At 55.3% G+C, this 23,564-nt stretch carries 28 protein-coding genes and 1 tRNA gene; 11 read left to right on the top strand and 18 right to left on the bottom strand.

Annotation, left to right across the window (positions count from 1 at the left end; all coding sequences use genetic code 11):
• Window positions 1–121: 121 nt before the first annotated feature.
• Entirely contained in the window at window positions 122–352 is a 231-nt protein-coding gene (locus tag SynA1825c_RS08045; RefSeq protein ID WP_255478321.1) for a hypothetical protein, read from the bottom strand.
• 9 nt (window positions 353–361) lie between these two features.
• A complete protein-coding gene (locus SynA1825c_RS08040; RefSeq protein WP_186468838.1) occupies window positions 362–658 on the bottom strand; it encodes a hypothetical protein in 297 nt (98 codons plus the stop codon).
• A 90-nt stretch (window positions 659–748) separates the two neighbouring features.
• On the opposite strand from SynA1825c_RS08040, the gene SynA1825c_RS08035 reads away from it, so the two are divergent.
• Window positions 749–1,204 carry a DUF3750 domain-containing protein gene (locus SynA1825c_RS08035; protein ID WP_186468837.1) on the top strand — a complete coding sequence of 152 codons (456 nt, stop codon included), beginning with the start codon at window positions 749–751 and terminating at the stop codon, window positions 1,202–1,204.
• Window positions 1,205–1,431: 227 nt separating this feature from the next.
• Window positions 1,432–1,505, top strand: a tRNA-Pro gene (locus SynA1825c_RS08030).
• Between the two features lie 223 nt (window positions 1,506–1,728).
• On the opposite strand, the gene SynA1825c_RS08025 is transcribed toward SynA1825c_RS08030, so the two are convergent.
• Both SynA1825c_RS08025 and SynA1825c_RS08020 read right to left on the bottom strand, forming a co-directional pair.
• Window positions 1,729–2,763 (bottom strand): hypothetical protein, encoded by a 1,035-nt coding sequence (locus tag SynA1825c_RS08025; protein WP_186468836.1) that lies wholly within the window; start codon window positions 2,761–2,763, stop codon window positions 1,729–1,731.
• 1,088 nt (window positions 2,764–3,851) lie between these two features.
• Complete coding sequence (locus tag SynA1825c_RS08020) at window positions 3,852–4,691, bottom strand: hypothetical protein (protein WP_186468835.1); 840 nt, start codon at window positions 4,689–4,691, stop codon at window positions 3,852–3,854.
• A gap of 37 nt (window positions 4,692–4,728) precedes the next feature.
• Here SynA1825c_RS08020 and SynA1825c_RS08015 point away from each other — a divergent pair, with 37 nt between their 5' ends.
• From SynA1825c_RS08015 to SynA1825c_RS07995, 5 genes are all read left to right on the top strand, one after another.
• Entirely contained in the window at window positions 4,729–5,448 is a 720-nt protein-coding gene (locus SynA1825c_RS08015; RefSeq protein WP_186468834.1) for a DUF475 domain-containing protein, read from the top strand.
• 3 nt (window positions 5,449–5,451) lie between these two features.
• A complete protein-coding gene (locus SynA1825c_RS08010) occupies window positions 5,452–5,796 on the top strand; it encodes a DUF6464 family protein (protein WP_186468833.1) in 345 nt (114 codons plus the stop codon).
• On the top strand, window positions 5,793–6,017 hold the full coding sequence (locus SynA1825c_RS08005) for a hypothetical protein (protein ID WP_186468832.1): 225 nt from the start codon (window positions 5,793–5,795) through the stop codon (window positions 6,015–6,017). The genes SynA1825c_RS08010 and SynA1825c_RS08005 overlap by 4 nt, the downstream gene beginning before the upstream one ends.
• Entirely contained in the window at window positions 6,018–6,242 is a 225-nt protein-coding gene (locus SynA1825c_RS08000) for a hypothetical protein (protein WP_186468831.1), read from the top strand. It begins immediately after the preceding gene.
• A gap of 100 nt (window positions 6,243–6,342) precedes the next feature.
• Window positions 6,343–7,581, top strand: a complete 1,239-nt coding sequence (locus SynA1825c_RS07995; RefSeq protein ID WP_186468830.1) for a DEAD/DEAH box helicase — start codon at window positions 6,343–6,345, stop codon at window positions 7,579–7,581.
• Between the two features lie 2 nt (window positions 7,582–7,583).
• Here SynA1825c_RS07995 and fmt read toward each other — a convergent pair whose 3' ends face one another.
• From fmt to SynA1825c_RS07940, 11 genes are all read right to left on the bottom strand, one after another.
• Complete coding sequence (gene fmt, locus SynA1825c_RS07990) at window positions 7,584–8,594, bottom strand: methionyl-tRNA formyltransferase (RefSeq protein WP_186468829.1); 1,011 nt, start codon at window positions 8,592–8,594, stop codon at window positions 7,584–7,586.
• 27 nt (window positions 8,595–8,621) lie between these two features.
• Window positions 8,622–9,989 (bottom strand): TldD/PmbA family protein, encoded by a 1,368-nt coding sequence (locus tag SynA1825c_RS07985; protein ID WP_186468828.1) that lies wholly within the window; start codon window positions 9,987–9,989, stop codon window positions 8,622–8,624.
• Window positions 9,990–9,991: 2 nt separating this feature from the next.
• The gene (locus SynA1825c_RS07980; protein ID WP_255478319.1) at window positions 9,992–11,416 is read right to left on the bottom strand and encodes a TldD/PmbA family protein; all 1,425 of its coding nucleotides are present in this window, start codon (window positions 11,414–11,416) and stop codon (window positions 9,992–9,994) included.
• Window positions 11,417–11,439: 23 nt separating this feature from the next.
• Complete coding sequence (gene acsF / locus SynA1825c_RS07975; protein ID WP_186468826.1) at window positions 11,440–12,522, bottom strand: magnesium-protoporphyrin IX monomethyl ester (oxidative) cyclase; 1,083 nt, start codon at window positions 12,520–12,522, stop codon at window positions 11,440–11,442.
• A gap of 72 nt (window positions 12,523–12,594) precedes the next feature.
• Entirely contained in the window at window positions 12,595–13,071 is a 477-nt protein-coding gene (locus tag SynA1825c_RS07970) for a DUF2996 domain-containing protein (protein WP_186468825.1), read from the bottom strand.
• A 54-nt stretch (window positions 13,072–13,125) separates the two neighbouring features.
• On the bottom strand, window positions 13,126–13,656 hold the full coding sequence (locus tag SynA1825c_RS07965; protein WP_255478318.1) for a hypothetical protein: 531 nt from the start codon (window positions 13,654–13,656) through the stop codon (window positions 13,126–13,128).
• Complete coding sequence (locus SynA1825c_RS07960; RefSeq protein WP_186468823.1) at window positions 13,635–14,243, bottom strand: flavin prenyltransferase UbiX; 609 nt, start codon at window positions 14,241–14,243, stop codon at window positions 13,635–13,637. The genes SynA1825c_RS07965 and SynA1825c_RS07960 overlap by 22 nt, the downstream gene beginning before the upstream one ends.
• Window positions 14,240–16,621, bottom strand: coding sequence for an RNB domain-containing ribonuclease (locus SynA1825c_RS07955; RefSeq protein ID WP_186468822.1), 2,382 nt, complete (start codon window positions 16,619–16,621; stop codon window positions 14,240–14,242). Before SynA1825c_RS07955 ends, SynA1825c_RS07960 begins: the two co-directional genes overlap by 4 nt.
• A gap of 125 nt (window positions 16,622–16,746) precedes the next feature.
• The gene (locus SynA1825c_RS07950) at window positions 16,747–17,052 is read right to left on the bottom strand and encodes a TMEM165/GDT1 family protein (RefSeq protein WP_186468821.1); all 306 of its coding nucleotides are present in this window, start codon (window positions 17,050–17,052) and stop codon (window positions 16,747–16,749) included.
• A 40-nt stretch (window positions 17,053–17,092) separates the two neighbouring features.
• Entirely contained in the window at window positions 17,093–17,422 is a 330-nt protein-coding gene (locus SynA1825c_RS07945) for a TMEM165/GDT1 family protein (RefSeq protein ID WP_186468820.1), read from the bottom strand.
• Complete coding sequence (locus SynA1825c_RS07940) at window positions 17,419–17,790, bottom strand: YkgJ family cysteine cluster protein (RefSeq protein ID WP_186468819.1); 372 nt, start codon at window positions 17,788–17,790, stop codon at window positions 17,419–17,421. Before SynA1825c_RS07940 ends, SynA1825c_RS07945 begins: the two co-directional genes overlap by 4 nt.
• A gap of 111 nt (window positions 17,791–17,901) precedes the next feature.
• On the opposite strand from SynA1825c_RS07940, the gene psb30 reads away from it, so the two are divergent.
• Entirely contained in the window at window positions 17,902–18,033 is a 132-nt protein-coding gene (gene psb30, locus SynA1825c_RS07935) for a photosystem II reaction center protein Ycf12/Psb30 (protein WP_255443041.1), read from the top strand.
• Here the strand turns inward: psb30 and SynA1825c_RS07930 are convergent.
• Both SynA1825c_RS07930 and recJ read right to left on the bottom strand, forming a co-directional pair.
• Window positions 18,012–19,376 carry a chloride channel protein gene (locus tag SynA1825c_RS07930; RefSeq protein ID WP_186468818.1) on the bottom strand — a complete coding sequence of 455 codons (1,365 nt, stop codon included), beginning with the start codon at window positions 19,374–19,376 and terminating at the stop codon, window positions 18,012–18,014. The two genes, psb30 and SynA1825c_RS07930, sit on opposite strands and share 22 nt — an antisense overlap.
• Window positions 19,373–21,265: a single-stranded-DNA-specific exonuclease RecJ gene (gene recJ / locus SynA1825c_RS07925; RefSeq protein ID WP_186468817.1), complete on the bottom strand. Its 1,893-nt coding sequence runs from the start codon at window positions 21,263–21,265 to the stop codon at window positions 19,373–19,375. Before recJ ends, SynA1825c_RS07930 begins: the two co-directional genes overlap by 4 nt.
• Window positions 21,266–21,353: 88 nt before the next feature.
• Here recJ and SynA1825c_RS07920 point away from each other — a divergent pair, with 88 nt between their 5' ends.
• From SynA1825c_RS07920 to SynA1825c_RS07910, 3 genes are read left to right on the top strand one after another with little or no spacing between them, the layout of a single operon-like run.
• Window positions 21,354–22,109 (top strand): HAD-IA family hydrolase, encoded by a 756-nt coding sequence (locus SynA1825c_RS07920; protein ID WP_186468816.1) that lies wholly within the window; start codon window positions 21,354–21,356, stop codon window positions 22,107–22,109.
• On the top strand, window positions 22,106–22,444 hold the full coding sequence (locus tag SynA1825c_RS07915) for a DUF565 domain-containing protein (RefSeq protein WP_186468815.1): 339 nt from the start codon (window positions 22,106–22,108) through the stop codon (window positions 22,442–22,444). Before SynA1825c_RS07920 ends, SynA1825c_RS07915 begins: the two co-directional genes overlap by 4 nt.
• Window positions 22,434–23,420, top strand: coding sequence for a kinase (locus SynA1825c_RS07910; protein WP_186468814.1), 987 nt, complete (start codon window positions 22,434–22,436; stop codon window positions 23,418–23,420). Before SynA1825c_RS07915 ends, SynA1825c_RS07910 begins: the two co-directional genes overlap by 11 nt.
• On the opposite strand, the gene rpmF is transcribed toward SynA1825c_RS07910, so the two are convergent.
• On the bottom strand, window positions 23,384–23,560 hold the full coding sequence (rpmF, locus tag SynA1825c_RS07905) for a 50S ribosomal protein L32 (protein WP_186468813.1): 177 nt from the start codon (window positions 23,558–23,560) through the stop codon (window positions 23,384–23,386). The genes SynA1825c_RS07910 and rpmF overlap by 37 nt on opposite strands.
• Window positions 23,561–23,564: the final 4 nt, after the last annotated feature.

Raw genomic sequence — 23,564 nt, 5'->3', positions numbered from 1 at the left:
TTCGGAAGAAGTCCTCCGATGCACACACCATCACCGGAAACACCGATCGACTCGATGACCTGGCTCGAAGGCTTCTGTGATCTTGGTCACAGGGTTTTAAAAGCACTGCAATGACTCGGTTTCAAAGACTCACTCCCCAGTTCCAGCCCACCATCCGATCTGCTTCCTCCTCGCTCAGTAGTGGCATCAGGAAATCCCTTGTCAGCTCGTCAACCACGTCCAGCCCCAGCTCATCAAGCCCCATCTCCAGCAGTGTCTTGAACCCCTTCGGGTCATTGGCTCGCAGCGCAAGCAGCAGTTCAGTCAGCAGCGTGACTCCGTTGTAGCCCTGATGCGGCGACAGTTCAGCCACCCGGTTTGGTCAAGGCCCACCAACGACATTGCCTCCACTCTTTTTGTCTTCCAGGACTGCCATCAACAACGTGTGCAGCTGCACGCAGGACTTGTCCTCTTCAGGGTCCAACGGCATCTTGCCTGACTGAAGCGATCTGCACTCGTCCATCAGCTGTTTCATGCCGGTGGCTCTGATGGTTCCGCCAGGTTCAATGTCAAACACCTCTTCATCAGAAGGCCAGACAAGATCCTTGGCGTTTGGCTGCTGAGCGCAGGCAAGCGGAACAAGGGCAAGAGCAACAATTGCAGTGGATCGAAGGCGCATAGACCATTTCCCAGCTGTGCTCGAACAGTGCCATGCTGACGTAGTCGTGGAATTCGACCCGAGTCACGAGTGCTGGGAGGCGAGTAATTCTTGGTCAAAGTTGAGCTTCGTGCAGCAAAGATTCCAAGCCTTGTAGGAATCTTCGCTGATCACTATTGGCTGCTGGTATTTCGTTCTGTTGACGGTAGCCAGCTTCAAAAATGTGACAGGTGGGAGGTGTGGCAACAAGCCAATCAGAACAAAACTTGCTGGGGGCATCTTCACAAGAATCTTCTGCCTCCATATCAAGGAGTGGGAAATGGTTCGTCTGTATGTATTCAACAATGGAGAGACGACCAGGCTTTGTCGATTATTGAAAAAGTTGAAACGTCTCCATGGACCTATCCTTTTACTGATCGATACAGATACTGGCCAGGCCCGAATAGCAATACTTTTGCCCAGTGGATTGTTCGAGATAAGACAACCCTCGGTATCAGGGCGATTGGCAGAAATTTTTCAGTACCAGAACAACATCAAGCTAAGACAAGCCAGACATGGCTTCGCTAAGGGCAAACTGCCGCTGCTCGTTCATCCGGTAGGCGGTCCCCACCGTGACCCTGAGCTGGTTCTCAGTCCTCTCGCCTACTTAGCTGCGTGTCTATGGCTTGGCATTGGAGGCGACTGACGTAGGGAGTGACAAACCAGTGCCAACGGAATGTCTGACACACGAAGGAAACCCATCGCAGCAGCTGGTTTCGGCCAGATCCCCTTCAACGCCTACTATGTGGCGGTAGCGGGGCGTGGCGCAGCTTGGTAGCGCGGGTGCTTTGGGAGCACTAGGTCGCAGGTTCGAATCCTGTCGCCCCGACTTGGATCTCAGCGAGCAGAGAAGACTCGCTGTCCCGAGAGGGTCAGCCACCACTCACAACCTCGGAAACCGAAGAGCAGGGTGGTACCACAATTATCGACCCCCAGGGGTTGGCCAGTAAGGGGAACGGTCCAGATCGAAAACTTACCTGTGAAATTCCACTTGGCATCTTCAGGAACAGCTACACCTTGATGGCAACCAGTTAAAACTGACTCAGGCAGGCTTAAGCTGATACTGACCACCAAGATGCCCTGACTTCTTCAAGGGGGGTTTCGGCAATGGCGAAGTAGTCAATATCCAGTAATGGGTCAACGATGCAGGATTTGCCTCGTTGAATAGCCTGGGCAACTCTGTCGATGCCATCAACTGATGAGAGAGCCTTGCCAAACTTGTCAGCTCCATAAAAGGAATGGAGTAGGCCAGTTTCTAAAATACTGATCGCACCAATAAATCCCAGTGTGACTCCAGGAAATTGACTAGAAGAAGCCATGAATGCTGTCACTTCTAATTCTCCAACTGGGGTGGTGTCATAGCCAGCGATTAAGTGAATCCAGTCATGGTGTGCCAGGGAGGAATTGCCAGCACCAAGCTCCCCAGGAAGTTTAAATCCTCTTGTTTGGTAAAAGTCCCATAATTGCCGTCCCAGACTCCCTTGTGGGAAGTTTTTTAAGTTGTCCCATTTTGAATATTCGTCGGGATCTTCTTGAACGCATAATCCATAGGCGTGGTCGCCGTATTTTCGGATAAGATTCTGGAATACTGGGTCATCTTGATGATTGCCCTCTCCAATCCAGTTATGCCGATAAAAATCTGATGTTGCTTGTGTAATGGCATTGTTGGCCAGCTCTCGTGAAAGCTTCAGCAGCTCGGTGTCGCATTCCAGTACTTGAGACCATTCATCAATGGCATTGCTCAAACTTTTGGGAATTGGACTGCAAAGCATTTCAAAGGCGATCAGCAACTCAAGCAGCTCTTTTTTCTCGTTGGAGCTATGAAGCTGAGCTGCTGCACCAGCGGCATCTACCGCGGGGTGTGTATTGAAGTCGATGTCAGCATCAAGAAGCTTTAAAAACAGAGCATGGGCTAGTGCTTCTTGGCTCTGTACATACCAGGTGCCATTGGGTCGGTGGACATCAACCAACGCAGAAGCCAAAAGGAAGGCTTGTTTGGGGGAGTTGTGGATTAAGAACATGTTTTGTTTCTTTATGGCGTAACCGTACCGCTGATCATGGGCGTCTATGTGCGTCTCAAGCGCCAAGGAATCAGAACCATTGAGCAGCTGACAAAAAATCGAGAGTGGACTCGCCTCCCAGGCATTGGCGAAGTCACAATCGCGCTAGTGAATGCTGCACTCGAGGGGATGGGCAAGGCTGAATACTCTGCCACTGACCTGACCTGCACCGTCCTGTACGGTCAGCCCTGCGAGCAATGTTGCGAACGAGTCATTCAGGACCGCACCAAAGCCCTGTGACTCACAAGAAACTGTCACCGTCTGTTAAGCGCTGGCACGCAAACGCCACGCAGCTTTGGGTGGCACTGCCGTACAAATGGTTTTGATCAACGAGGAGAAGGATCGTCTCAGGCTGCGAGTGCGCTGATTGCAACGCTGAACAACCTCTAAACGCTTGGCGATTCGGTCCTGGCTGAAGTGCAACTCCGACAAGCGAATGCGGGAATGATCGATCTGCTTCGGTCTTGATTTGTTTTGTGAGGAATCCAATCCTTTGCTAGTCATGGTCTGACTGATGTTTTCAGGATCATGATCAAAGTCAGGACCTCTCTTTTTTTTGCCGCGCTGTTCTTGAGCGCAATGAGTGGAGTTGCTATCGCAGAGTCTGGCTCCGCTACCGTCCAAGCGATGAATGAGGAGGTAGCTAAGAATCGTGCTCTCTCCAAAGTCCCCCAAGGCTCAACGCCGACAGATCTATCTTGCCGCTCACAAGAGGTTGGCGCAGAAACGGCTTACACCTGCACCGTCAAGTGGGATTAAGAATGTTTGAATCCTTTTGATCTTATTAATCGAACTTTTGCGCCTCAAGTTCTCATCTAACACACTATACTTTTTGTCATTGGCAGAGTCTTAAGGGGCTTTTTGATTGCCCATAAGTCTCTGATTCTCGCTACCGGTGATGGGACGATGCAACATTATCGATACGCTTGTGCTTGTGCTTGTGTTGGCGACAGTATCGTGGATAGTTTCATATCAAAAATAGCGTGAATGTATCCCAATCCGTAGGTTCATTCGGTGATTGTTGGCATGCCCATACCCGCTTATGGCGCTCAGGAGACCAGCCGATTGCTTGTGGATGTCATTCACCCATCTGATGCAGTCGATTATCGACAATATTATTGGCTTGGTAAAGCAACCAACTGCTCCTCGAGAAGCATATTAAACGTAAGTAATTGCTCATCACTTAATTGTTGTCTCGATGTGGCCTGGAAATTTTGGTGAAGAAACTCTCTGGCTTGCTCTTGTTGCCAATTCAGCCGTTGAAGGATTTCATCACTTTGGTTCACAAGATCGGATCGCCGCAGCGGTACTGACGTCTGTTGTGGATCACTGCCTGCTGATAGCTCACGCAAGCGTTTGAGATAGGCGACTAAATCGTTGAATCGCGTCAGTCGATGCCGGCTGCCATGGCCAAAGGCTCGCTCCAGGTAGATCCGTTCCTTCTCCCTGTCCCAACCGATCCGTTGCAGTTCGAGGTCGATGGCGGTGAGTTCTTCGCTCCAGTCGTCTGGATCGGTTGGCGCTTCACTTGGCGGCATTTGGCTTGAAGATTCAACCGCTTGATTCCCCTGCGGCGTTGGCCTGGGCTGTTGCACACGTCGTTCAGGATCAGGCATTTGTTTGGGCATCTCTGAGGTCGTCGCTGAGCTGGTGTGCTGTGCGTCTCCTGCTGTTACAGAGGGCTGTCTCACGATCGGGGTCGTTCTGATCTCTTGTTGCCCATCAAGTTCACTCGCAGACTGGGCTGAGGGCTTTGTTGGCTTTGGACGTTCGCCGATCAACGCTGGTGTTCCAGCACAACGTTTTTGCAAACGCGCGATGGCTAAATCCTCGGCATCCATCACGGTGACACCTTCTGCCAGGGCGCTTCCTAAAGACCGATCTCCTTCAAATCCTTCGACCAGCACAACGCATCGGTCCTGGTCGAGATGGCAAAGCTTCGCTTGGGTCTGCATGCCGCTGTTGATGGTCCATCATTTCTAGGCTGCAGCAATGGATACAGCTGCTCTCCCTTCTCTCACCGCCTGGATGGACGGTGTCGATCAGCTGAGTGAGCTGCTTCCGCTGCTGCCTGTGCTGGTCAGTCTGGAGCTTCTTCTCTCTGCAGACAATGCCATCGCTTTAGCGGCGATCGCGCGTGGTCAGCAGGATCCAAGCTTGGAGAGACGTGCCCTCAATCTCGGCATTGGCATGGCCTTTGTCTTGCGGGTGGCATTGATCCTCTTGGCCCAATTGGTTCTTGCCTTTCCTCCCATTCAGCTCGCGGGAGGCCTCTATCTGCTGTGGCTCAGTGTTCGTTATTTCCAGAACCATTCAGCCCCGCCCACTGGTGCTGAACAAGTCAACACGACGCCACGTGTGAGTTTTGGTCGGACTGTGCTGACCTTGGCCATCACGGATCTGGCCTTTTCCATTGACAGTGTTGCGGCTGCAGTCGCCATCAGTGATCAGATCTTGTTGGTCGTGACCGGGGCCCTGATTGGAGTGGTCGCGTTGAGGTTCACTTCGGGCATGTTCATCCGGTGGTTGCAGATCTATCCGCGTCTTGAAACAGCAGGCTTTCTTGCCGTCGGTTTCGTGGGGCTGAAGCTTCTGGTGTTGCTCGCTCTGCCAACCCTGCATCCATCGGAGTTGCTTACTTTTCTGTCTGTCATGTCCCTGTTGATTTGGGGTTTTTCACGTCGAGATTCCTTGCCGGCAGAGGAGGTTTGAACGATGTTGGTGGAAATTCGGCAATCCGGAAGCGAGCTCGTTTTGGATCGTGTCGAGCTGGATGAGCCGCCCCAGCCTGGCCGTTGGTTTCTCCATGGTGAGACCAGCTATTTCGTAATGCAGCGGCGGCATCGTTACCGGCTGCACTCGGGGTCTTACCAATTGAGTTCGGTGATCCTGATGGTGAAAGCTCAGGTTCAGCCCGAAGATGCCCGGTGGTTTCGTCATGGTTGGGTGATCGGCGATCCCAGTTGCCGCTTCAATGCACGTAGCCCACTGATTCGCTGTGCTGTTCTCCCGGATGGTCCGTGCGAACGTTGCACGCATTGGACTTCTGTGCATCCATGAAGCGCGAGCGCTGCTGGGTTTGGTTCCGAGGAGGCTTGAACGAAACCTCGCATTGGGTGGGTGGGTTTTACGCCACCACGGATGATCAAGAAGGCGTGTTGATCCAACACGGCAGTTATCGCGACACAAGGGTTCCTGAATGGCGAATCACCCAGAAAGAGCCTGTCGACCTTCACGCAGCTCCAGCCATTCCTGACGATGCGGTTTGGCAAATCAACTAGATGCCGTCGACGCCAACCACGACTGTTCAAGCGCGGGCGAAGGCTGTGTTGCTTGAGTTTCTCAAGTTCAGGGTGCTCGCAGCTGAAGAGGATTTTTTTGCCAACAACGATCGTCAACAGCGTCGTGAGTGGCTGTCTGTGATGCATCCACAGTCTCTGGTTCTCACCGATGAGCAGCTTGACCACGTCTGGCATCAGGCTCACGCTCTCTATGGCTCTCATTAACCGCGTCGGGGCCGACTCCTAGGGTGAACGATTCCGGAGCACGACGATTAGCCAAGCCCCTATCGCCACACCCGCTCAGGCCTGTTTCGATGACCTTGGGTTGGGTGAGCCCCTGCTCAAAGCTTTACGCGAGAAGGGTTACAGCCGCCCCTCACCGATTCAGGAGCAGGCAATCCCTGCAGTGATCAAAGGTCACGATGTGATGGCGGCAGCACAGACGGGCACTGGCAAGACAGCTGGCTTCACGCTCCCTTTGTTGGAACGGTTGCGGCATGGGCGACGCGCCTCGCGTCGGCAAGTGAGAGTGTTGGTGCTGACGCCAACGCGTGAACTGGCTGCGCAAGTGCTTGAAAATGTGCGTGCCTATGGCCGTCACTTGCCATTGCGCAGCGATGTGGTGTTCGGTGGAGTGAAGATCAATCCACAAATTGCCCGTCTTCAAGATGGGGTTGATGTACTTGTGGCCACTCCTGGCCGGTTGCTTGATCTTCATCAACAAGGGATGGTGATATTTGACCGGCTTGAATCGCTTGTTTTGGATGAAGCCGATCGCATGCTCGACATGGGCTTTATCCACGATATCCGCAAGTTGATTCGCTTCCTACCTGAGCATCGTCAAACTCTCTTATTTTCAGCGACATTCAGTGCACCCATTCGCAAGCTTGCAACTGGCTTGCTTCACAAGCCTGTGCAAATTCAAGTCGCTCCTGAAAATCAGACAGCCCGTTCAGTTGATCAGGTTGTGCATCCATGCGATATGAAGCGGAAGCCTGATCTCCTCAGTCACCTGATTCGTTCCGGTGATTGGCAACAGGTGCTTGTCTTTTCTCGTACGAAGCATGGAGCGAATCGAGTCGCCGATCGATTGAATAAAGAGGGATTGGCGGCTGCTGCGATTCATGGCAACAAAAGTCAAGGCGCGCGTACCCGAGCATTGCAGGGTTTCAAACAAGGGGATGTGCGCGTTCTCGTTGCGACGGATATTGCCGCTCGAGGCATCGATATTCAGCAGCTGCCCCATGTCGTGAACCTTGACCTCCCCAATGTCGCTGAGGATTATGTGCATCGCATTGGACGCACAGGTCGGGCTGGTGAGACAGGCCATGCCATTTCGCTGGTGGCAGCTGAAGAAGCCCTGTTGCTCAAGGCGATTGAGCGTTTGACCGGTGAAGTCCTACGCAAGGAACCAGTCAAAGGATTTGAACCCACGGTCCTCTCTGCGCCTCCATTGGATCTCAGTGGTGGACGCCGTAACCACGGCAACACTCCAAGACGCCGCGCAGGACTGAGTGCCAATCGACGCTCTTCGCCCTCCTCATCTCGACAACGACGTCGCTGATTTCAGCCCATCTGGTCGCCAGGTCTGGCGTTCAGTTGTTGCCAAAGGGCTAGACCAACGCTCCTGTTTTTCCCTTCCAATTGCGCTTCGCGGATCAACAGAGGACAACCTGAGCTGCTGACGACAACACCAGCCGCGCTCACATCCAGAACTTCGCCGGGTTTGTGTTGACCTGTTGTCCACCGGCCAATCAGTGCTTGGGCATCGTCGGTGAGTTGTGATTTCAGGCGTGCAATCAATGGTTCTGTGGCCATTAGTTTCAGACGCTTTCCTTGCCATTGCGTGACTGCTCCTGGATACAAACCCATCACTTTTCGATGGATAGAGAGTGCTGAATCCGACCAATCCAGAGCAAAGTCTTCTTTCTTGAGCATGCGCGCGTAGCTTGCATGGTCATCGGTTTGTGGGCGGACGTTGAGCTTTGCAAAGCGTTCTGATTCACAGCCCAAGCCAGCCGATTCAATTAATGGCATGGCTTCCACAATCAACGATGCCGTGAGATCGCTCAGCCGATTGGCTACAACCTGGGCATTGTCAAGCAGGCCGATTTCAACAGCACGCTCAAGCAGTACAGGTCCTGTGTCCAAGCCTTCCTCCATGGCCATCACACCAACACCGGTGCGTTCATCGCCTTCAAGCAGCGCCCACTGGATGGGTCCAGCGCCTCGCCATCGGGGTAGCAGTGAGCCATGGCCGTTCCAGCATCCCCTCGGGGGTTGTTCAAGAACACTCTTTGGGAGGATCTGACCAAACGCCACAACCACAGACAGATCTGCACCCAGTTCAGCCAGATCCCGCTGACACGGCAGGTCTTTTCGGATCCGTTCGGGCGTGAACACTGGAACTCCCAGTTCGATCGCCTTGAGCTTCACCGGTGAAGGGATGAGTTGCTTTCCGCGCCCTCGACGCCGATCGGGTTGGGTGACAACGCCGACAATCTCATGACCAGCTGAGCAAAGAGCATCAAGTGTGGGCACTGCGTAGGTGGGAGTGCCCCAGAAGAGGATCTTCATCGCAGCGTTGCAACCGGAAGCTCTTGGTCAGGCGTCACCCGTGATGGCAAGACCATCCACCCAGATGTGAGGACAGACTCCTTCATGTGTGACGACGGGCGTGTGCTCGATCTGAACAATCGACTTGAGAACATTGCGAATATCACCCGCGATTGTGGCTGCCTCGATGGAGGTGCGATCTCCATTGTTGACAAGCCAGCCGTCGAATGGAAGTGAAAACGCCCCTTGGCTTGCTTTCACGCCTGCGTGCAGTGCATTGAGGCTTTCAACCAGCACGAATGCGTCTGATGTTGTGGTGTGATCGAGATGTTCTGCGTCTGTCGTCGAACCGGGTGTGCGCGCGATTTCAAACCAATCGGGACCCACAGAGACCTTGGCTCCCATGCCAGCATGACCGGTTGGATTCACTCCAAAACGGCGGGCCGTAGCTTCGGAGTGAAGGAAGTTTTTCAGCTCACCATTTCCGATCAACGGCAAGGATTGCGTGGGTGTTCCTTCTCCGTCGAACGGCATCGCCCCGATGTGTGCTGGATGCAATCCGTTGTCTGTGAGATTGAAGAACGGAACGGCGAGTTGATCACCGATGGAGTCTGCTTTGCTGAGACTGACACCATCCAGAACGGCTCGAGCATTGAACATGCTGCTGAACGAACCGACCAGATCGAGAAACGCCTCTGGAGTGAAACAAACGAGATAACGACCTGTGTCGATTGGTTGGTAATTCAGATGGCTGATTGTGCGCTCTGCAGCTTCATCAATGCAACCACTCAGATCGAGCTCACGGCTTCCCAATGCAACCCGAACAGCACCACCGCTCCTCGGTTTCCGACCACTTTCTTCGGCACGAGCCATCAAATAAACAGTGGCTTGAGTGCGTTGTGCTTGTCGGACTGCTCCTTCGCTGTTGAGATAGATCCGCTCACTGCTTCCCTCATTGAGTGCGTTGTAGGGAAGCGTGTTGATGGCCGGATGGCGTCCAAGCAAATCTTTTTCTGCATCAAGCAGTTGTTCGAGCAAGATCTGAATGCCTTGAGACTCCTTCATGGGCCGATCCAGCTCGGGCGTTGCCTCCTTGGCCAGAGGGGAGAACCCTGGAACATCATCGGGATTCCCGAAAGCACTGGCTTCATGCGCTCCCATCAGTGCTTTCTCGAGTCCTGACTCCGATAAATCGGACGTGCTGGTGATTCCAACCAGTCCTTGCTGATTCCACACACGAACCGTGATGGAGCTCCGTTGTGATGCCTTGAGCTGCTTCGGTTCCCCGCGGTCGACCTGGACTGAAGCGCTGTTGCTGCGGCTGGCACCGAGATCCCACTGAGAGATCCCTTCGCGTTGCGCTAATGCGGTGAGCTGATCCTGTAGAGCTTGAACGTTGAGCGGAGCGTTGGACATGATCAACGGCCTCCCACAGTGATGGAATCAACTTTCACATGTGGTTGACCGACGGTCACGAAGACGCTGCCACTGACAGATCCGCAGTAACCGGCAGCGAGATCAAGATCATCAGCACACATCGAGATCTTCGGCATCACTTCTTTGGCATCACCGATCAAGGTTGCACCTTTAACCGGTTGTCCAAGTTTTCCGTCGTTAATCAAATAACCCTCTTCAACAGAAAAATTGAATTGGCCAGTTGCGCCGACGCTACCGGCACCCATGGATTTGCAATACAGGCCCGTTTCCACTGAACTGATCAGATCATCAACACTGTGGGGACCTGCCGCGATGTAGGTGTTCCGCATTCTGCTGGCAGCAGCGAAACCGTGGTTTTGGCGCCGACCGCTGCCAGTGCGCGCATGGCCTGTTCGCATTTCACCCGCGCGATCACTGATAAATCGTTTCAACACACCGTTTTCAATGAGAACAGTGCGCTGAGGTTCCATGCCCTCGTCATCCATGGAGAGGGATCCGAAGGCTCCTTCGCTCAGGCCTTCGTCGATCGCTGTCACTGCAGGATGAGCGATGCACTCACCGATGCTTTCAGCAAAGGGTGTTGATCCACGCTCCACCTGAGTGGTTTCCAGGAGGTGTCCACAGGCCTCATGAAAAATCACACCGCCAAAGCGGTTCGCGAGGACAACCGGCATCTGGCCTCCATCGACGTAATCGGCCCGGAGCATGGTGGCTGCGCTTTCACAGACTTCATCGGCGGAAGCGTTGATGTCCCAATGGCGCAAATCATGGGGACGATCAGAAGTGCCGTAACGACGGGAGATGCTCGAACGATGGTCTCCGTCAGCAGCGAGAACACTGAGGCCGGACGATTGATGGAGACGAATATCTCTGGCAAACGTTCCATCGCTTGCAGCCACCAAAACCTCCTGCCAATCACGTGAGAAGTTCCCGCGCCGAACCTCTAAATGTTGACCGCGTTGCTGCAAACTTTGGGTTCCTTCGAGCAGGCGCTGGGTAATGGTGTCGAGTTCAGGAGTTTGACTGAGCCAATCTTCTTTGCTCTGGCCGTAATCACGAAGTTGGCCAAGGCCATCGAACCCTCGTTCAGCAACAAGCGACGTGGTGTTCAGCTGAAGCATGGCTAAAGCCTGCTCCAATGCCTGGTGAAGACCTTGATCGCTGAGGTCGTTGGTGCTGACGAAGCCGTCCTGGCCTCCACGAAACACACGAATTCCTGCACCCATCCCGAAAGCGGGACTAACACTCGTGATTTTGTCCTGTTCTGCCAGAACACCGAGATGATCAGTTCGTTCAAGAAAAATCTCGACGAGGTCAGCCCCTGAGCGGACACCAAAATTAAGCAACGTTTCGAGACGATTGCGCCAGGCGTTGTGGCCTGGGTTCAGATCAGTGAACAAGGCCATGGAATTCCGATTGATGGTTTGCATCAGCGCACGCTGGGCTGATAGTTCTCACTGCGCACTGGTGACATCACAAATAGCGATGCCATCTGTGCGCCATTGGCAATCCAATGGGGAAGTTTGCGCAGAAACTTGAGTGGAGCTGGAGCTGAGCTCTCATCGACCGCTTCGAGCGCGGCGTTATTTGTTACAAGGTTCTCGAGGCCATCGTAAAAACGTGGATTCTTGACGTCCAGAACCACAGGAAACACCCGAGCTGACGTTTCGTTGGTTTTATCAATCACCATGCGGTCGTACTCACGTGCGTCGAGACCAAGAGCTTCATAAAACTCCTTCCGAGCCACATCACGAACGTACATGGTGGCAAAAACAGCCAACAAGAAAAAGCGACACCACAGTCTGGCACGAAGTCCGCGCACGGTATCGGGTTGAGATTTCATCAATGCGTCAAAGAAATCTCCATGTCGATTTTCATCTTGACACCAGTTTTCGAAGAAATTAAAGATTGGAAAAATCTTGCTGTCGGGATTCTTCTCGAGATGACGGAAAATAGCAATGTAACGCCAATAACCAATCTTTTCCGACAGGTAGGTTGCGTAGAAGATGAACTTCGGTTTGAAGAAGGTGTACTTCTTATTGGCAGTTAAGAAACCGAGATCGAGCTGAAGCCCAAAATCACTCATGGACTTATTCAGAAAGCCTGCGTGACGAGCTTCGTCACGGGCCATATGGGCAAAACACTCGGCCAGCAGAGGGTTGGTGTTTTTAATCCGGCGACTCAGCTCCTTGTAAAGCAAAAAGCCTGAAAATTCCGATGTGCAGCTTTGCTCAAGAAACTCAACAAACACACGGCGTGTGTCTGGGTCGAGCTTGTCAGCTGCGCCTTCAAATTCGTCGTTGCGAACGAAGTGGTGGCGGTTGTAGTCCTTGCGGAATTCCTCGCAGATGGCTTCCAGTTCCGCTTCGTTCGGACGGAGGTCCATCGCGGCCATCGCTTCGAAATCAGTTGTGTAGAAGCGGGGGGTGAGGATTGTGTCCTTGACCGGGTCCTTCACTGCGACGGCTGAGTCTGCGGGTTTCGCGTCAGTGACGGCAGTGGGAGGCACCATCGGATCTAGCGTGTCTTGCAGAACATCGTAAGTGCCTCGGTGGCTGCTTTGGGACTGCTGTAACGCAGCTGTTCAGTTGCCTCCAAACCACTTTTGTCCGTTAAGGCGCTGCAGCAATCTCGACTCAAGCAGTGCCAGGTTGATTCGTTTTTCGTCGATCAAGAAAGACTCCAGCAGACTGGGATCACTTCCGGTCTCAGCCAGGGCAATGGTTTTCCCCGAGGTAATGGAGTCGGTTTCAAAGCACAGCCAGAACCGGCGGTCGGACGGAAGCACGGCCTGGATCATCCAGCAATTTCCGCCGACAACGGGACGGTCTCCTTCGACCAGCTCCAGGGTGATCGGGGTTTGATTGCGCTCTGAGAGTGATCGCTGCAAAGCAGGAAGAAGATCGTCGTTGATAAACGCCGAGAAGGGTTTGTCCTCTGGTTTGGGCTTCGGTGCTGGTTTTGCAGGTTTGGCTGCCTGATTGGCTTTGTCAGTCGCGGCAGGCTGGGCTGCTTGAGATGATTTGCTTGCCTTGGCAGATTTCTCGGGGGTTTCGCTCACCGGACGTCGATCGCTGGCCGGACTGTAGTCATCCTCGGGTGCTCCTCACCAACTTCACCATTCATCGGACAGAGGTCGATCCCAGTCATCGAGGTCCATGGTCTTGCTGACCGCTTGAGCGTTGGCGTCATTCGACGCTGCCTTCGAGTTGGCGGTGCTGTGATTGGGGCCGCTCGTTCCAGTGCGGATGACACGGAAAGGAACCGACACAGTGGGTGCTGGTTCACGCACATCTCTTTCGGGCCAAAGAACTGTGGTTGGTTCCTCAAAGGGTTGGCGTTCCTCTCCCTGGGGGGCCGTTTCTGGCGCTGCTCCATAGGGACGGCGGACTTCACGCTGCAATGGACGTCGACTCGCACCAGAGACGGCCGTCAGTGCACCGCCTGAACCAAGCACGGCGCCCGTGGTCGCGGCAACGGTCATCCACACACCAATGGGCAAAGCAGGCAGCTCCCAGGTGAGGATCCGAAGATTGCCTGATTTACCCAGATTCAGTCCACCAACCAGCAGCGTGAGCAGCAGAGGGGACAGGCAGGGGATCAGCAGAAGACGTTGGAGAGGTGTCATCGGCGAGGACCCTGCCAACGTTGTTGATCCGTAAGGGATTCACCCAGTGAGTCGAACAACCGCATCACTAGGAAATCGAGCATGTCATCAATGCTGTTTGGTTGGGTGTACCAGGCAGGAATCGGTGGAGCAATCCTGGCACCGGCCTCTGCAAGGGTCGTGAGGTTGCGCAAGTGAAGCAAATTCCAGGGCATTTCCCTGGGTGCGATCACGAGCGGGCGACCTTCCTTGAGATGCACGTCAGCACAGCGTTCGAGAAGATCACCCGCCAGTCCAGCCGCCAGTCGGCCGACTGTTCCCATCGAGCACGGAACCACAACCATTCCACTGGTGGCCACACTGCCGCTGGCAACAACCGCCGACTGATCGTCCCATCGATGGCAGATCAGGGTTCCGGTGTCGATTTGAAATCGGTCTATCCAGAATTGCTCTTGAAGTTTGGGATCTACGGGAACGGCAATCGACCGCTCAGCACGCCACACCTCATGAGCACCGCGGCTCATGATGACGTGCACCGTGCGGTCTCGGCGCATCAACCACTCAAGCGTTCGCTCAGCAAGCTGCTGAGCAGACGCACCGCTGATCCCGATCACATAAGGATTCATTCCTCGCTGACGGCCACAGGAAGTGCCTCAGCCTCTGCTGGGGTCTCAGAAGGAACCACCTCAAGGTCAATCTGATTCCTCAATACATCCACTTTGAGCACCTTCACATCCACGGGATCACCGAGTTGATACACACGCCGGCTGCGACGGCCCACCAGTCGGTTTTGTCTCGATCGGTATTCATACCAGTCGTCGTTCAGGGAGCTGACATGCACGAGTCCTTCCACCATGGATGGCGGTATCTCAACGAAAAAGCCATAGCTCTGAACTCCACTGATGATTCCGGCCTGCACCTGATCGATCATCGGTTCGGCGCTTCGGGCCTTGGCCATGGCAACCACGTCACGCTTGAGATCATGAACCTGGCGACGACGAGCGTTTAAGCGTTGCACGGTGCGCTCCCGCAACACATCCAACAGTTTTTGTTCCTGAGACGGGGTGAACAAGGGCCAGTCAACCGTTGAAGCAGCGCCGCGATGCCCCAGTTGAGCTTTTTCCTTTTGACGAACGGTCGGTCTGTCTTTGCCTTCGTTCAGAAGTTGGCAGAGCACGTGCTGATTGATCAGATCAGCCTGATGCAGAGTTGGGCAACACCAAGGTACCTGAGGTGTCAGCCGGTCTATCGCGTTGGTCACGGCGGTTGTTGCAACCAGCTCACCGCTGGTTCCAGGATCGTCTTCGGAGGCTTCCGGTTTGGTTGATAAGGAGCTGATATCCAGATCAGCCGAGCTCTCGACACTGGTTTCGCAAGCCAGTGAGTAAGAGCTCTCCGGAAGAGCCTGACGCAACTGAAGGCTGAGCACTCTGCTTGAGTCAAGCCCTGACAATGCAGTGGCAAGTTCGCATGCTGATGGTGCTCCGTCCTCATCCAACTCAAGGGGGACCTCGAGTGCGATGGCAGCCTTAGCGACATCATTCAGTGCCGACTCCTCGGGCTGAGCAGCGTCAAGAACAATCGCCGGAAGCCCCAGTGATCGACGATGGTCTTCCCAAACGCGGTGAGCCTGACGAATGAAGACCGACAGCAAGGAGTGAGCACAGGCTGGATTCAAAGGTGTGGTCCAACGCTGACCGTCACCGTCTGGTGAGATCGAATTCAGATCCGCGAGACGATTGATCTGTGGGGGCTGGAGATCAAGTTCGATCCTCCCTTCAACCCGCTCAGCCTGATGCAGTGTGCGGGCACAGAACACCACAGTTTCCAGTTGACCGATCTGGTCTTTGAACGATTTGAGTGCTGCTGGGATTGCACGTGACTTTGGTTTTCGGCCATCCAGTGCTTGCAGTGCTTTCCCACCCACTTCGGCGATCGGTTTGATCCTGCTCAAACAGAATTCCCAATCCCGCCAATCACCATCGCTTCCCAGATCAAGACGCAGTGAAACCGCATCCTGCTCTTCGCCCACGTTGAAGCTGCTGGCTTTGATCAATGGCGAACTCAGCAAGGGCAACCACTGATCACCGAGACAAACGGATTCCGACTGATTCATCAGCCATTGATCGAGGTTGTTGCCCGGCGTGAGACGTTCAGCGAGCGCAGGCGCGTGAATCCAAAGTCGGGTTCCACCGTTATGGGGAGTGACGTGAATGGCCGGCAGACACGGAGCATCATCAGCAGTCCAGCCACGCAACAACAGAGCGGGTTGCTCGATGAGATTGACCCGCTTTTTCGCTGATGGCGCTTTCAGGCTGGCCCTAGGTGGAGCGGGACGCTGGTGAAGGTTGGCCTTGGTGAGCATCAGCTCGCGATCGACCTCATGGCCTCCGTCGAGGGGCAGAGATCGCGCAACATGACCGCGTGCAGGGAACTGGGCAACCGGGTAGCGGTCGAGCACTACTTCAGCAACGGAAGGCCCCTTCTCGCTGTCGGCATGGGAGGCGTCATCTGATGACAACTCGATTGACGCAAGCAGGCGATCATCGAGAGGAACCGCGATCAAACGATCATCCTGTTGTTCCACAGAAGCCAAGAGGCTTGTCGTGGAGCGCTCGAGGATGCACTGAACACCACCCTCGGGCGAACGGCGTCGACCTCCTTCTCGCGTCAAACGCACGAGCACACGATCGCCGTTCCAGGCATGGTTTAACTGATGGTCGCGAATATAAATGTCATCACCACCGTCGTCGCGGATCGCAAAGCAAAACCCTTTGCTGCTGCAGCGCAGTCTCGCTTCGACGAGGTCATCGGAATCGCCGCGACTGACCCCTCCCTCCTGATCAACGTTCAGAATTCCGAGGCGATCCAACCCATGGAGAGCCAAATCAAGGGTTTGTTTTTCTGAACGGTTGGTCAGGCGCAGAATCTTCTCGAGCTTGGCTTTGTCCAGACTTCCCTCAGCAGGAACCTGGTCGAGCAGATCGGCGACCGTGAATTTCATCGGAACGGAAATGAAAACCGGTCTTCAGGACCGGGAGGGGGGATCGTTCGAGCGCGTGCAGCGAAGGACCGCGCTGTCTCACGATCTAATCAGTTTACGGGCCGGTGGAAGTGAACCAGAGAGCCTCACTCTTCCGGTGATGCCAATGAGCCATTACCACTCAGCATCGGCCAGAGCAGCTTGATGCCAATGATCAAGAAACCGAGGGATGCTGCAAATTGCAGCCAATCAGCAGGCACCACCGTTGAGAGGGATCCCCCGGCTAAGGCACCAATCAGGCTCGCCAGAACAAGAGCACTCGACGAACCAATGAACACCGCCAGCGGACGGTCTGATGTGCCGCTGATGGCAACGGTTGCCAACTGTGTTTTGTCTCCGAGTTCCGCCAGAAACACCGTGACGAATGTGGAGATCAGCAGCGCAAAATTCATTGGGGAATGGTGGAGGACGAGAGTGATGATTCGGGTGCCATCAGGCTGCTGATGCCTTGAGGAGTGACTGCAACGCTTGCGAACCAAGCCACAGTCCCAATCCCACCATCAGTAGACCTGCCATCTGTTCCAGCCGTTCCGGTGGAATCACCTTGGACAGCCAGCGTCCAACCAGAACGCCAACCAGGCTGGAACAAATCAAGGCGAGAGCTGCCCCTCCAAACACCAGCCAGGGCTCACCGGATTGTGCTGACAGCAACAGAGTTGCCAGCTGTGTTTTGTCACCGAGTTCTGCGAGAAAGACCGTGGTGAACGTCGTCACCAGAATCGCTGAAAAGCCTGGACGTTGGGAATTACCGGCTTCAGTCATCGCACGGTTCGCGGAGATCGGATCTGGCGTTCGAACTTACGCAGTTCCCGGCTGCGGCCGCCGTGCACTGAGCGAATTTGCTGTCGGCAGCAGCTGATCGCAAATGCATCAGCATGCGCATCGTCGATACCAAACAAGCTGCAAAGGCTATCGACGCGACAGAAATCAGGTCGCTTCTCATAGATCCGACAACGCCGGGATCCTGTATCGAAATGAAGGCACCATCCATCGGGGCCAACCATGCTCAGATACAACTCCCGCTGCTCGGGACTTAAGGCTGCAAGAGCCTCAGGCCGCTCTTCTGGGGCCAGACGGCAACACGCTCCGCAATGGTTCATGCACGACCAAGTGGAAGTTGGTCGTGTCATGACACAGCCTCGATCTTCAGCAAAACGGGTGTTGGCTGTGACAAGCCATCACAGTGGACGGCACGGATCCAGCCACCTGGGCTTGAAGACCCGTAGCCTTGACCAAGCATCATGCCGCTCATCCGCTTTCCATCCATGGGTCTTGATTTCCACCTGATCGCCAACTTCGCGGCGCTGGCCCTGATCACACTTGCCGGTCCGGCAGTGATCTTCATTCTGTTCTACAAGCGCGGCGCGCTCTGAAGCTTGCTAAGACCGTGATACACCGGATCCCTGCACACCAGGCGTCCGGTGTAAGCGGCCAGCACAGCGGCCAAGACCACACCTGCAAACAGCTGTTGGTCTCCGGCAAGCCTCCAGGAAAAAATGATCGAGACCAAAGGAAGTTGTGTGGCTCCCGACAGTCCTGCAGCCAGACCCAGGCCGATGCCGAGCTGAGTGCTCACACCGACTACGGCGCAGATTGTGTACCCAAGAACGGCTCCGAATGTCAGTGATGGATCGATCAGTCCTCCTGGCACACCTGGGCTGAGAGCCAGCATCGGTCCAACCACCCGAACAACGGTGATCCAAAGGGATGTCACGCCGCTGACCAGCTTTTGATCATCGGAAAAGGCATTCGGCATGCCTTGATCGATCAATTGACGCACCAGCGCCTCACCGTCGGATGTCGAGGTGCCCCAGCTCAGGAGGGCCAAAAGACTCAATCCGGCTCCAAGGCAGAGCCCTGTTTGAAGAGGGCGTTGACGGACCAGCGGTGCAAGACGCCTTGTCAGCAACACCAGGCCTTTGTTGAACAAACCGCCGATCAGGCCACATACAATCCCGATCGGGATGGCCATCAGCAGTTGTTCCGCTTCAGGTGCAGCGATGTTGAGCACTCCTAGGCCAAACATGGGTTCACCACCAATGTTGGAAAAACCAGCGGCTGCCACGCTGATTACCAAGGCTGGCCAGATCGTGACGATGGCGTAATCAGCCGTCAGTTCCTCCAGCATGAAAACGGCTCCCAGCAGCGGTGTATTGAATCCACCGGCGAGTCCTGCTCCTCCGCCGATTGCCACCATTTGACGCTCGCTGAGTGATGGCAACCAGGCGCCGAATCGACGATGGCAGGCTCGAGCCACGGCAGCTCCGAACTGAACAACGGGGCCCTCGCGTCCCAGTGGGAACATCGCCACCGTGGCGATTGACCACAGCACACCACGTTGAACGGTTCCAGCCGCAGCCATCGCTTTCGGAAGACGAGCAGGATCTTCAAGGGAATTCATGGTGGATGGAATGCCCGATCCTGCGCCTGCTTGCCAGGGTCCTCGCTGCAGAAGCAGCAAAACCGGCATCACCAGCAAAGGCATCAGCGCAATGAGAAGCCCTTGCCATCCCCAGCCGATCGTCGCTGTGGTCGGTAAGAAGGCGTAGAGCTTTTCTTGAACACGATCAACCAAATTCAGAGGCAGGCAGGCCAGGCCGATCAGAACGCCAACAATCACCAGCCCGAAGAAATGCCTGACAACGCCTTGGAGACGTCCCTGATAAGGAAGCGTTCCTGGAATCAGAACGGATTCATGGCGTGTGTCCGGACTCATGGGCGCAAGCCGAGGCCCACGCAGGCCTCCTTCAACAGACCCGCAACGTAAGGGTGTTCTGCACGGCTGTCGTCGCTGTCCAGCACACCCTCCTGACTGACCCGGCAGACCAGAACTTGTCCGCTTGGATTGACAAGCTTGAGGCCATCGGGCTCAAAGCGTTCAACCCGGTATCGGCCCTGGGGGCGATGCAACTCCATCACGTTGTGATGAGCACGCAAGGATTTGACTTCCAACTGGAATCGGGTCTCGCCACGCCAATGGTTCTGCGTGAGATGGAAGGCCACATCTACTGTTTGTGGAAGAACGGCATGATCAGGCCAGCGCCAGATGATGGCCTGTCGTTCGACATTGTTTTGTTCAAGGGTCAAACGCAGGTGACCGCCGCGTAGGGCTTGCTGGTCAGCAACGCGGCAACCTCTTGCCCAGAACAACGGTTTGGGGTGACCAGCACCAAATGGCTCCAGTTGTTGGAGATCCTTCCAAAACGCGTGGTTGATCTGCTGAAGTTCCAGCAGGGCCTCAGGCTCCACAAGCAGTGCGTCACCGCGATGCCTGAGCCAATCCTCCGCCAGACCATTGAGCGCCTCGTGTAGGGCGCTGACAGCACTGATTCGCACCGTGAATCCTCCTGCAGCCGGGTGGCCTCCATGGCGTTCCAGCAGTGCGGTGCAGTGTTGAAGCGCTTGATCAACCGCAAAGCCCTCCGGCGCTCGGACCGAGGCCCGCATCAGTCCATCGGAATCGCTGGCCAGGAGAGCCGCCGGGCGTTGGTAGCGCTCCACCAAGCGAGCCGCAACGATGCCGATGACTCCGTGGTGCCAATGACTCTGAGCCAAGAGTAAAAATGCCGGTAAGGGGGATGGATCACTGTCCAGCAGGGCAATCGCCTCCGCTTCGATGGCGTCACACAGCTCCCGGCGCTGTCGATTCAAAACATCGCAGCGACGCCCCAGTTCAAAGGCATGATTGGGATCATCCGCCGTCAGCAGATCAACGACAAGCGATGGTTCGCCGATGCGTCCAACCGCATTGATCCTGGGCGCTAGTTGAAAGCCAATGTCATCTGCTCGGAGTGGCCGATCGCCAAGACCGGCGAGCTGCTGAAGCGCTTGAACGCCGGCACAGCGACTGCGGTGAAGGTGTTTCAGTCCATCTTTGAGGAGGACGCGATTGGCGCCTGTGAGCGGAGCCATGTCCGCAACGGTTCCAATGCAAAACAGATCACGTGCCGTTCTGATCGCCTCAGGCTTATTCATTGCGGCGGCGAGTTCTCGAGCCAGCACATAGGCCAGTCCCACCCCTGCAAGGCCTGCGTACGGAGATCCTTCGGGCGTTGTGGCTGGATGAATCAGCGCCAGGGCTTTGGGTCGCGATGCGGGCAATGTGTGGTGATCGGTCAGGATCACGGCAATGTTGAGTTCTTCGGCTCTGGCGAGCGCCTCATGAGCTGCCACACCGTTGTCGACAGTGACGAGCAGACGCACCCCCGCTGAGTGCAACGCATCCACCATCCCAGGATTCAGCCCGTAACCATCGGCCATGCGACTGGGAATGGCGGCTTGGGGAGCGGCGCCCATCGCCGCGAAGGCCCGCATTAGCAGCGCGGTGCTGGTCATGCCATCGGCGTCGTAATCGCCGCAGATCGCGATCGCCTCATGGTCATGACAAGCCGTTGTCAGACGCTCAATCGCTGCTTGCAACTCTGGAAAGTGCTCATGAGCAGCCGGAAGCGGCTGGTCACTCAGCAACGCATTTAGGTCCGCGCTGGTTTGGAGTCCTCTTCGGAACAGAACAGCTTTGAGTGCTGGTGGTAGGTCCACCGGATGCAGAGGGTCTCCCTCGATCGGCTCGGGAAGTTGCCATTGCTGTTCCCTCTGGCCAGCCAATCTGATTGCGCACGATCGTTGGCTGCATTGTGGTGCCTCAACACAGAGTTGAGATCAACCAAGCTTGAGATTGGTTCGTTCCGTTGCCATGCCCTGCCTGCAAGCCGTGTTTTGGGATGTGGACGGGACTCTTGCGGATACGGAACTGACCGGTCACCGCCTGGCTTACAACCGTGCGTTCAAGGACTGCGGGCTGAATTGGATCTGGGACGAGAGTCTCTACACCGATCTGCTGTCCATTCCAGGCGGTCGACAACGGATGCAGCATTACAGCGAGCGGCTGGGACAAAGCCTGGATGCCGATCTGCTCGATCGATTGAGGGTGATCAAACAACGTCACTACCTCGATGTGGTGGCATCGGGGGGTGTCCAGCTCAGACCAGGAGTTCAAGATCTTCTCGAGGAGCTCAGCGCGTCTGGCGTGCAGCAGTGGATCGTGACAAGCAGCGGGAAAGCTTCCGTCGAGGCGCTGCTGCGCTCGCTGAGAACAGACTTGCGGGATGTCTTCCAGGGCATGGTCACCGCCGATGATGTCGAGCGCCACAAACCAAACCCTGATCCCTATCTGCGCGCTCTGGAATTCTGTGGCGTGTCTTCCGACCATGCCTTGGCCCTTGAGGATTCAGCAGCTGGCCTGCAATCGGCTCGCAGCGCAAATCTTCGATGTCTGATCACCCCTTCGGCCTGGGATCACGATTGGCAGCTGTTTTCTGAATGTGCGCAATGTGTTGTTGACCATCTCGGAGGTGAGCAAGCCCCGACCGTCCATCACGGCCCCACTTGTGCTCAAGGCAGGATCACGCTGGAGTACCTGCAATTGCTGCTCTCACTTCCGCTTCGATGACGGTTCAGATCACCCGCTATGAGCAATTGCAAAGACGGGTCGGAGTCCATATGGCTCAGGCCCTGGTGGGTCCGTGGCGGCGGCGAAGTGTGGGTGTTTTGGCGTTGCTGTTCGGTTTCATCATCGGGAGCAATGTGACCATGCTTTGGTTTCAACGCACTGGTGACAATCGACCTTTTGCGGTGTTGGGCATGGTGGTCATCCTCGAAGTGATGGTGAGGCTCAGAAGCAACGTCAAACAAGAACCTTGGCCGTTGTCTTGGCTTGCTTTGGATAACCTCCGAATTGGAACTGTGTACGCCGTCGTCTTGGAGGCGTTCAAGCTTGGGTCTTAATCAACCGATTCCCTGGCTGCCGCATCCAGCCCCTGAGGGATTTGAGACGTTTGTCAATTCACTGGGGTCGTCTTCGATTCATGCCTGGGGTGATCGGTGGCAGGCGCTGGGCGGTTTGTCATTGGCGCGGGAGGCATGGCCTGTTCCCGTGGATGATTCATGGGTGGCTTTCCTCGCTCTGCCGCTCCTGAGCAGGATTGAACACGCTGTTCATTCAGGGCGTCCCACCCTGTTGGGTGTGAGTGCCTTGCCCGGCTGTGGAAAATCGACGCTGTGCAGCTGGGCAAAGACTGCATCGCAACGCCTGGGCTGGCGTGTGGAACACCTTTCGCTTGATGACTTCTATTGGCCTGCAGAGGCTCTCGAACGAAGCATGGCAGGAAATCCATGGCGGGTTCCTCGGGCCCTTCCTGGAAGTCATGACCTCATCACCATGGACGATGCTCTGCGTGAATGGCGTCGATCTAGCGTGATCTCAGCGCCACGATTTGATAAAGCGTTGCGTCAAGGACGCGGTGATCGCAGAGGCTCCACGACTGCTGAAGCGGATGTTGTGTTGCTTGAAGGTTGGTTTCTTGGTGTTGCCGCTCACAAGACACCAGCGCAACTGGAGGATCAAGGTCTTTCAGAAACTGAACGAGTTTGGAGACCGCAAGCGATCGATGCGTTGCACCACTACTCGACCATCTGGGCCCAACTCGATGACCTCTGGCATCTCCGATCATCACGAACGGATGCGTCATCACGATGGAAAGAAGAGCAACTCATCACGCTGAGACGCCAAAGCGGAGTCGATTACAGCTCAGGTGATCTCTCTGATTTCAACCGCATGGTGCAAAAAGCTCTGCCCTCTTCCTGGTTGCAGCAACTTGACCAAGCCAATGTGGTGGTGGATCTCAGCAACTCCCGAAGTGTTGAAAAGATCCACCGAAGAAAGGATCAGCTGTCGGCTTCGTCAGCTTCAGCGACGGGATAAACAAATCCTTGCGCGCGACCGCTCAACACGGATTTACCGATGGATAGAGCACGCTGTGCCGCGGTGGCAGCTTTGGCCTTCCACACCGCATGGCGCTGGTTGCGCTTGCTTTTCGAGGTTTTCTTCTTCGGGACGGCCATCGCG

It is taken from the genome of Synechococcus sp. A18-25c (assembly GCF_014280035.1).
GTDB lineage: Bacteria > Cyanobacteriota > Cyanobacteriia > PCC-6307 > Cyanobiaceae > Synechococcus_C.
Note: the sequence above shows the minus strand (reverse complement) of the source record. Positions and strands in the feature narration are given on the sequence as shown.

What these genes read in the sequence shown, in the direction of transcription:
- SynA1825c_RS07960 (WP_186468823.1), bottom strand. Translation starts at nt 14,243, where the DNA reads ATGAATCCTTATGTGATCGGGATCAGCGGTGCGTCTGCTCAGCAGCTT.
- psb30 (WP_255443041.1), top strand. Translation starts at nt 17,902, where the DNA reads ATGCCGCTCATCCGCTTTCCATCCATGGGTCTTGATTTCCACCTGATC.
- SynA1825c_RS07950 (WP_186468821.1), bottom strand. Translation starts at nt 17,052, where the DNA reads ATGAATTTTGCGCTGCTGATCTCCACATTCGTCACGGTGTTTCTGGCG.
- SynA1825c_RS07955 (WP_186468822.1), bottom strand. Translation starts at nt 16,621, where the DNA reads ATGAAATTCACGGTCGCCGATCTGCTCGACCAGGTTCCTGCTGAGGGA.
- SynA1825c_RS07940 (WP_186468819.1), bottom strand. Translation starts at nt 17,790, where the DNA reads ATGACACGACCAACTTCCACTTGGTCGTGCATGAACCATTGCGGAGCG.
- SynA1825c_RS07915 (WP_186468815.1), top strand. Translation starts at nt 22,106, where the DNA reads ATGACGGTTCAGATCACCCGCTATGAGCAATTGCAAAGACGGGTCGGA.
- acsF (WP_186468826.1), bottom strand. Translation starts at nt 12,522, where the DNA reads ATGGTGCCTCCCACTGCCGTCACTGACGCGAAACCCGCAGACTCAGCC.
- SynA1825c_RS08000 (WP_186468831.1), top strand. Translation starts at nt 6,018, where the DNA reads ATGCCGTCGACGCCAACCACGACTGTTCAAGCGCGGGCGAAGGCTGTG.
- SynA1825c_RS08005 (WP_186468832.1), top strand. Translation starts at nt 5,793, where the DNA reads ATGAAGCGCGAGCGCTGCTGGGTTTGGTTCCGAGGAGGCTTGAACGAA.
- SynA1825c_RS08010 (WP_186468833.1), top strand. Translation starts at nt 5,452, where the DNA reads ATGTTGGTGGAAATTCGGCAATCCGGAAGCGAGCTCGTTTTGGATCGT.
- fmt (WP_186468829.1), bottom strand. Translation starts at nt 8,594, where the DNA reads ATGAAGATCCTCTTCTGGGGCACTCCCACCTACGCAGTGCCCACACTT.
- rpmF (WP_186468813.1), bottom strand. Translation starts at nt 23,560, where the DNA reads ATGGCCGTCCCGAAGAAGAAAACCTCGAAAAGCAAGCGCAACCAGCGC.
- SynA1825c_RS07980 (WP_255478319.1), bottom strand. Translation starts at nt 11,416, where the DNA reads ATGGCCTTGTTCACTGATCTGAACCCAGGCCACAACGCCTGGCGCAAT.
- SynA1825c_RS07920 (WP_186468816.1), top strand. Translation starts at nt 21,354, where the DNA reads ATGCCCTGCCTGCAAGCCGTGTTTTGGGATGTGGACGGGACTCTTGCG.
- SynA1825c_RS08020 (WP_186468835.1), bottom strand. Translation starts at nt 4,691, where the DNA reads ATGCAGACCCAAGCGAAGCTTTGCCATCTCGACCAGGACCGATGCGTT.
- SynA1825c_RS07930 (WP_186468818.1), bottom strand. Translation starts at nt 19,376, where the DNA reads ATGAGTCCGGACACACGCCATGAATCCGTTCTGATTCCAGGAACGCTT.
- SynA1825c_RS07985 (WP_186468828.1), bottom strand. Translation starts at nt 9,989, where the DNA reads ATGTCCAACGCTCCGCTCAACGTTCAAGCTCTACAGGATCAGCTCACC.
- SynA1825c_RS08015 (WP_186468834.1), top strand. Translation starts at nt 4,729, where the DNA reads ATGGATACAGCTGCTCTCCCTTCTCTCACCGCCTGGATGGACGGTGTC.
- SynA1825c_RS08040 (WP_186468838.1), bottom strand. Translation starts at nt 658, where the DNA reads ATGCGCCTTCGATCCACTGCAATTGTTGCTCTTGCCCTTGTTCCGCTT.
- SynA1825c_RS07945 (WP_186468820.1), bottom strand. Translation starts at nt 17,422, where the DNA reads ATGACTGAAGCCGGTAATTCCCAACGTCCAGGCTTTTCAGCGATTCTG.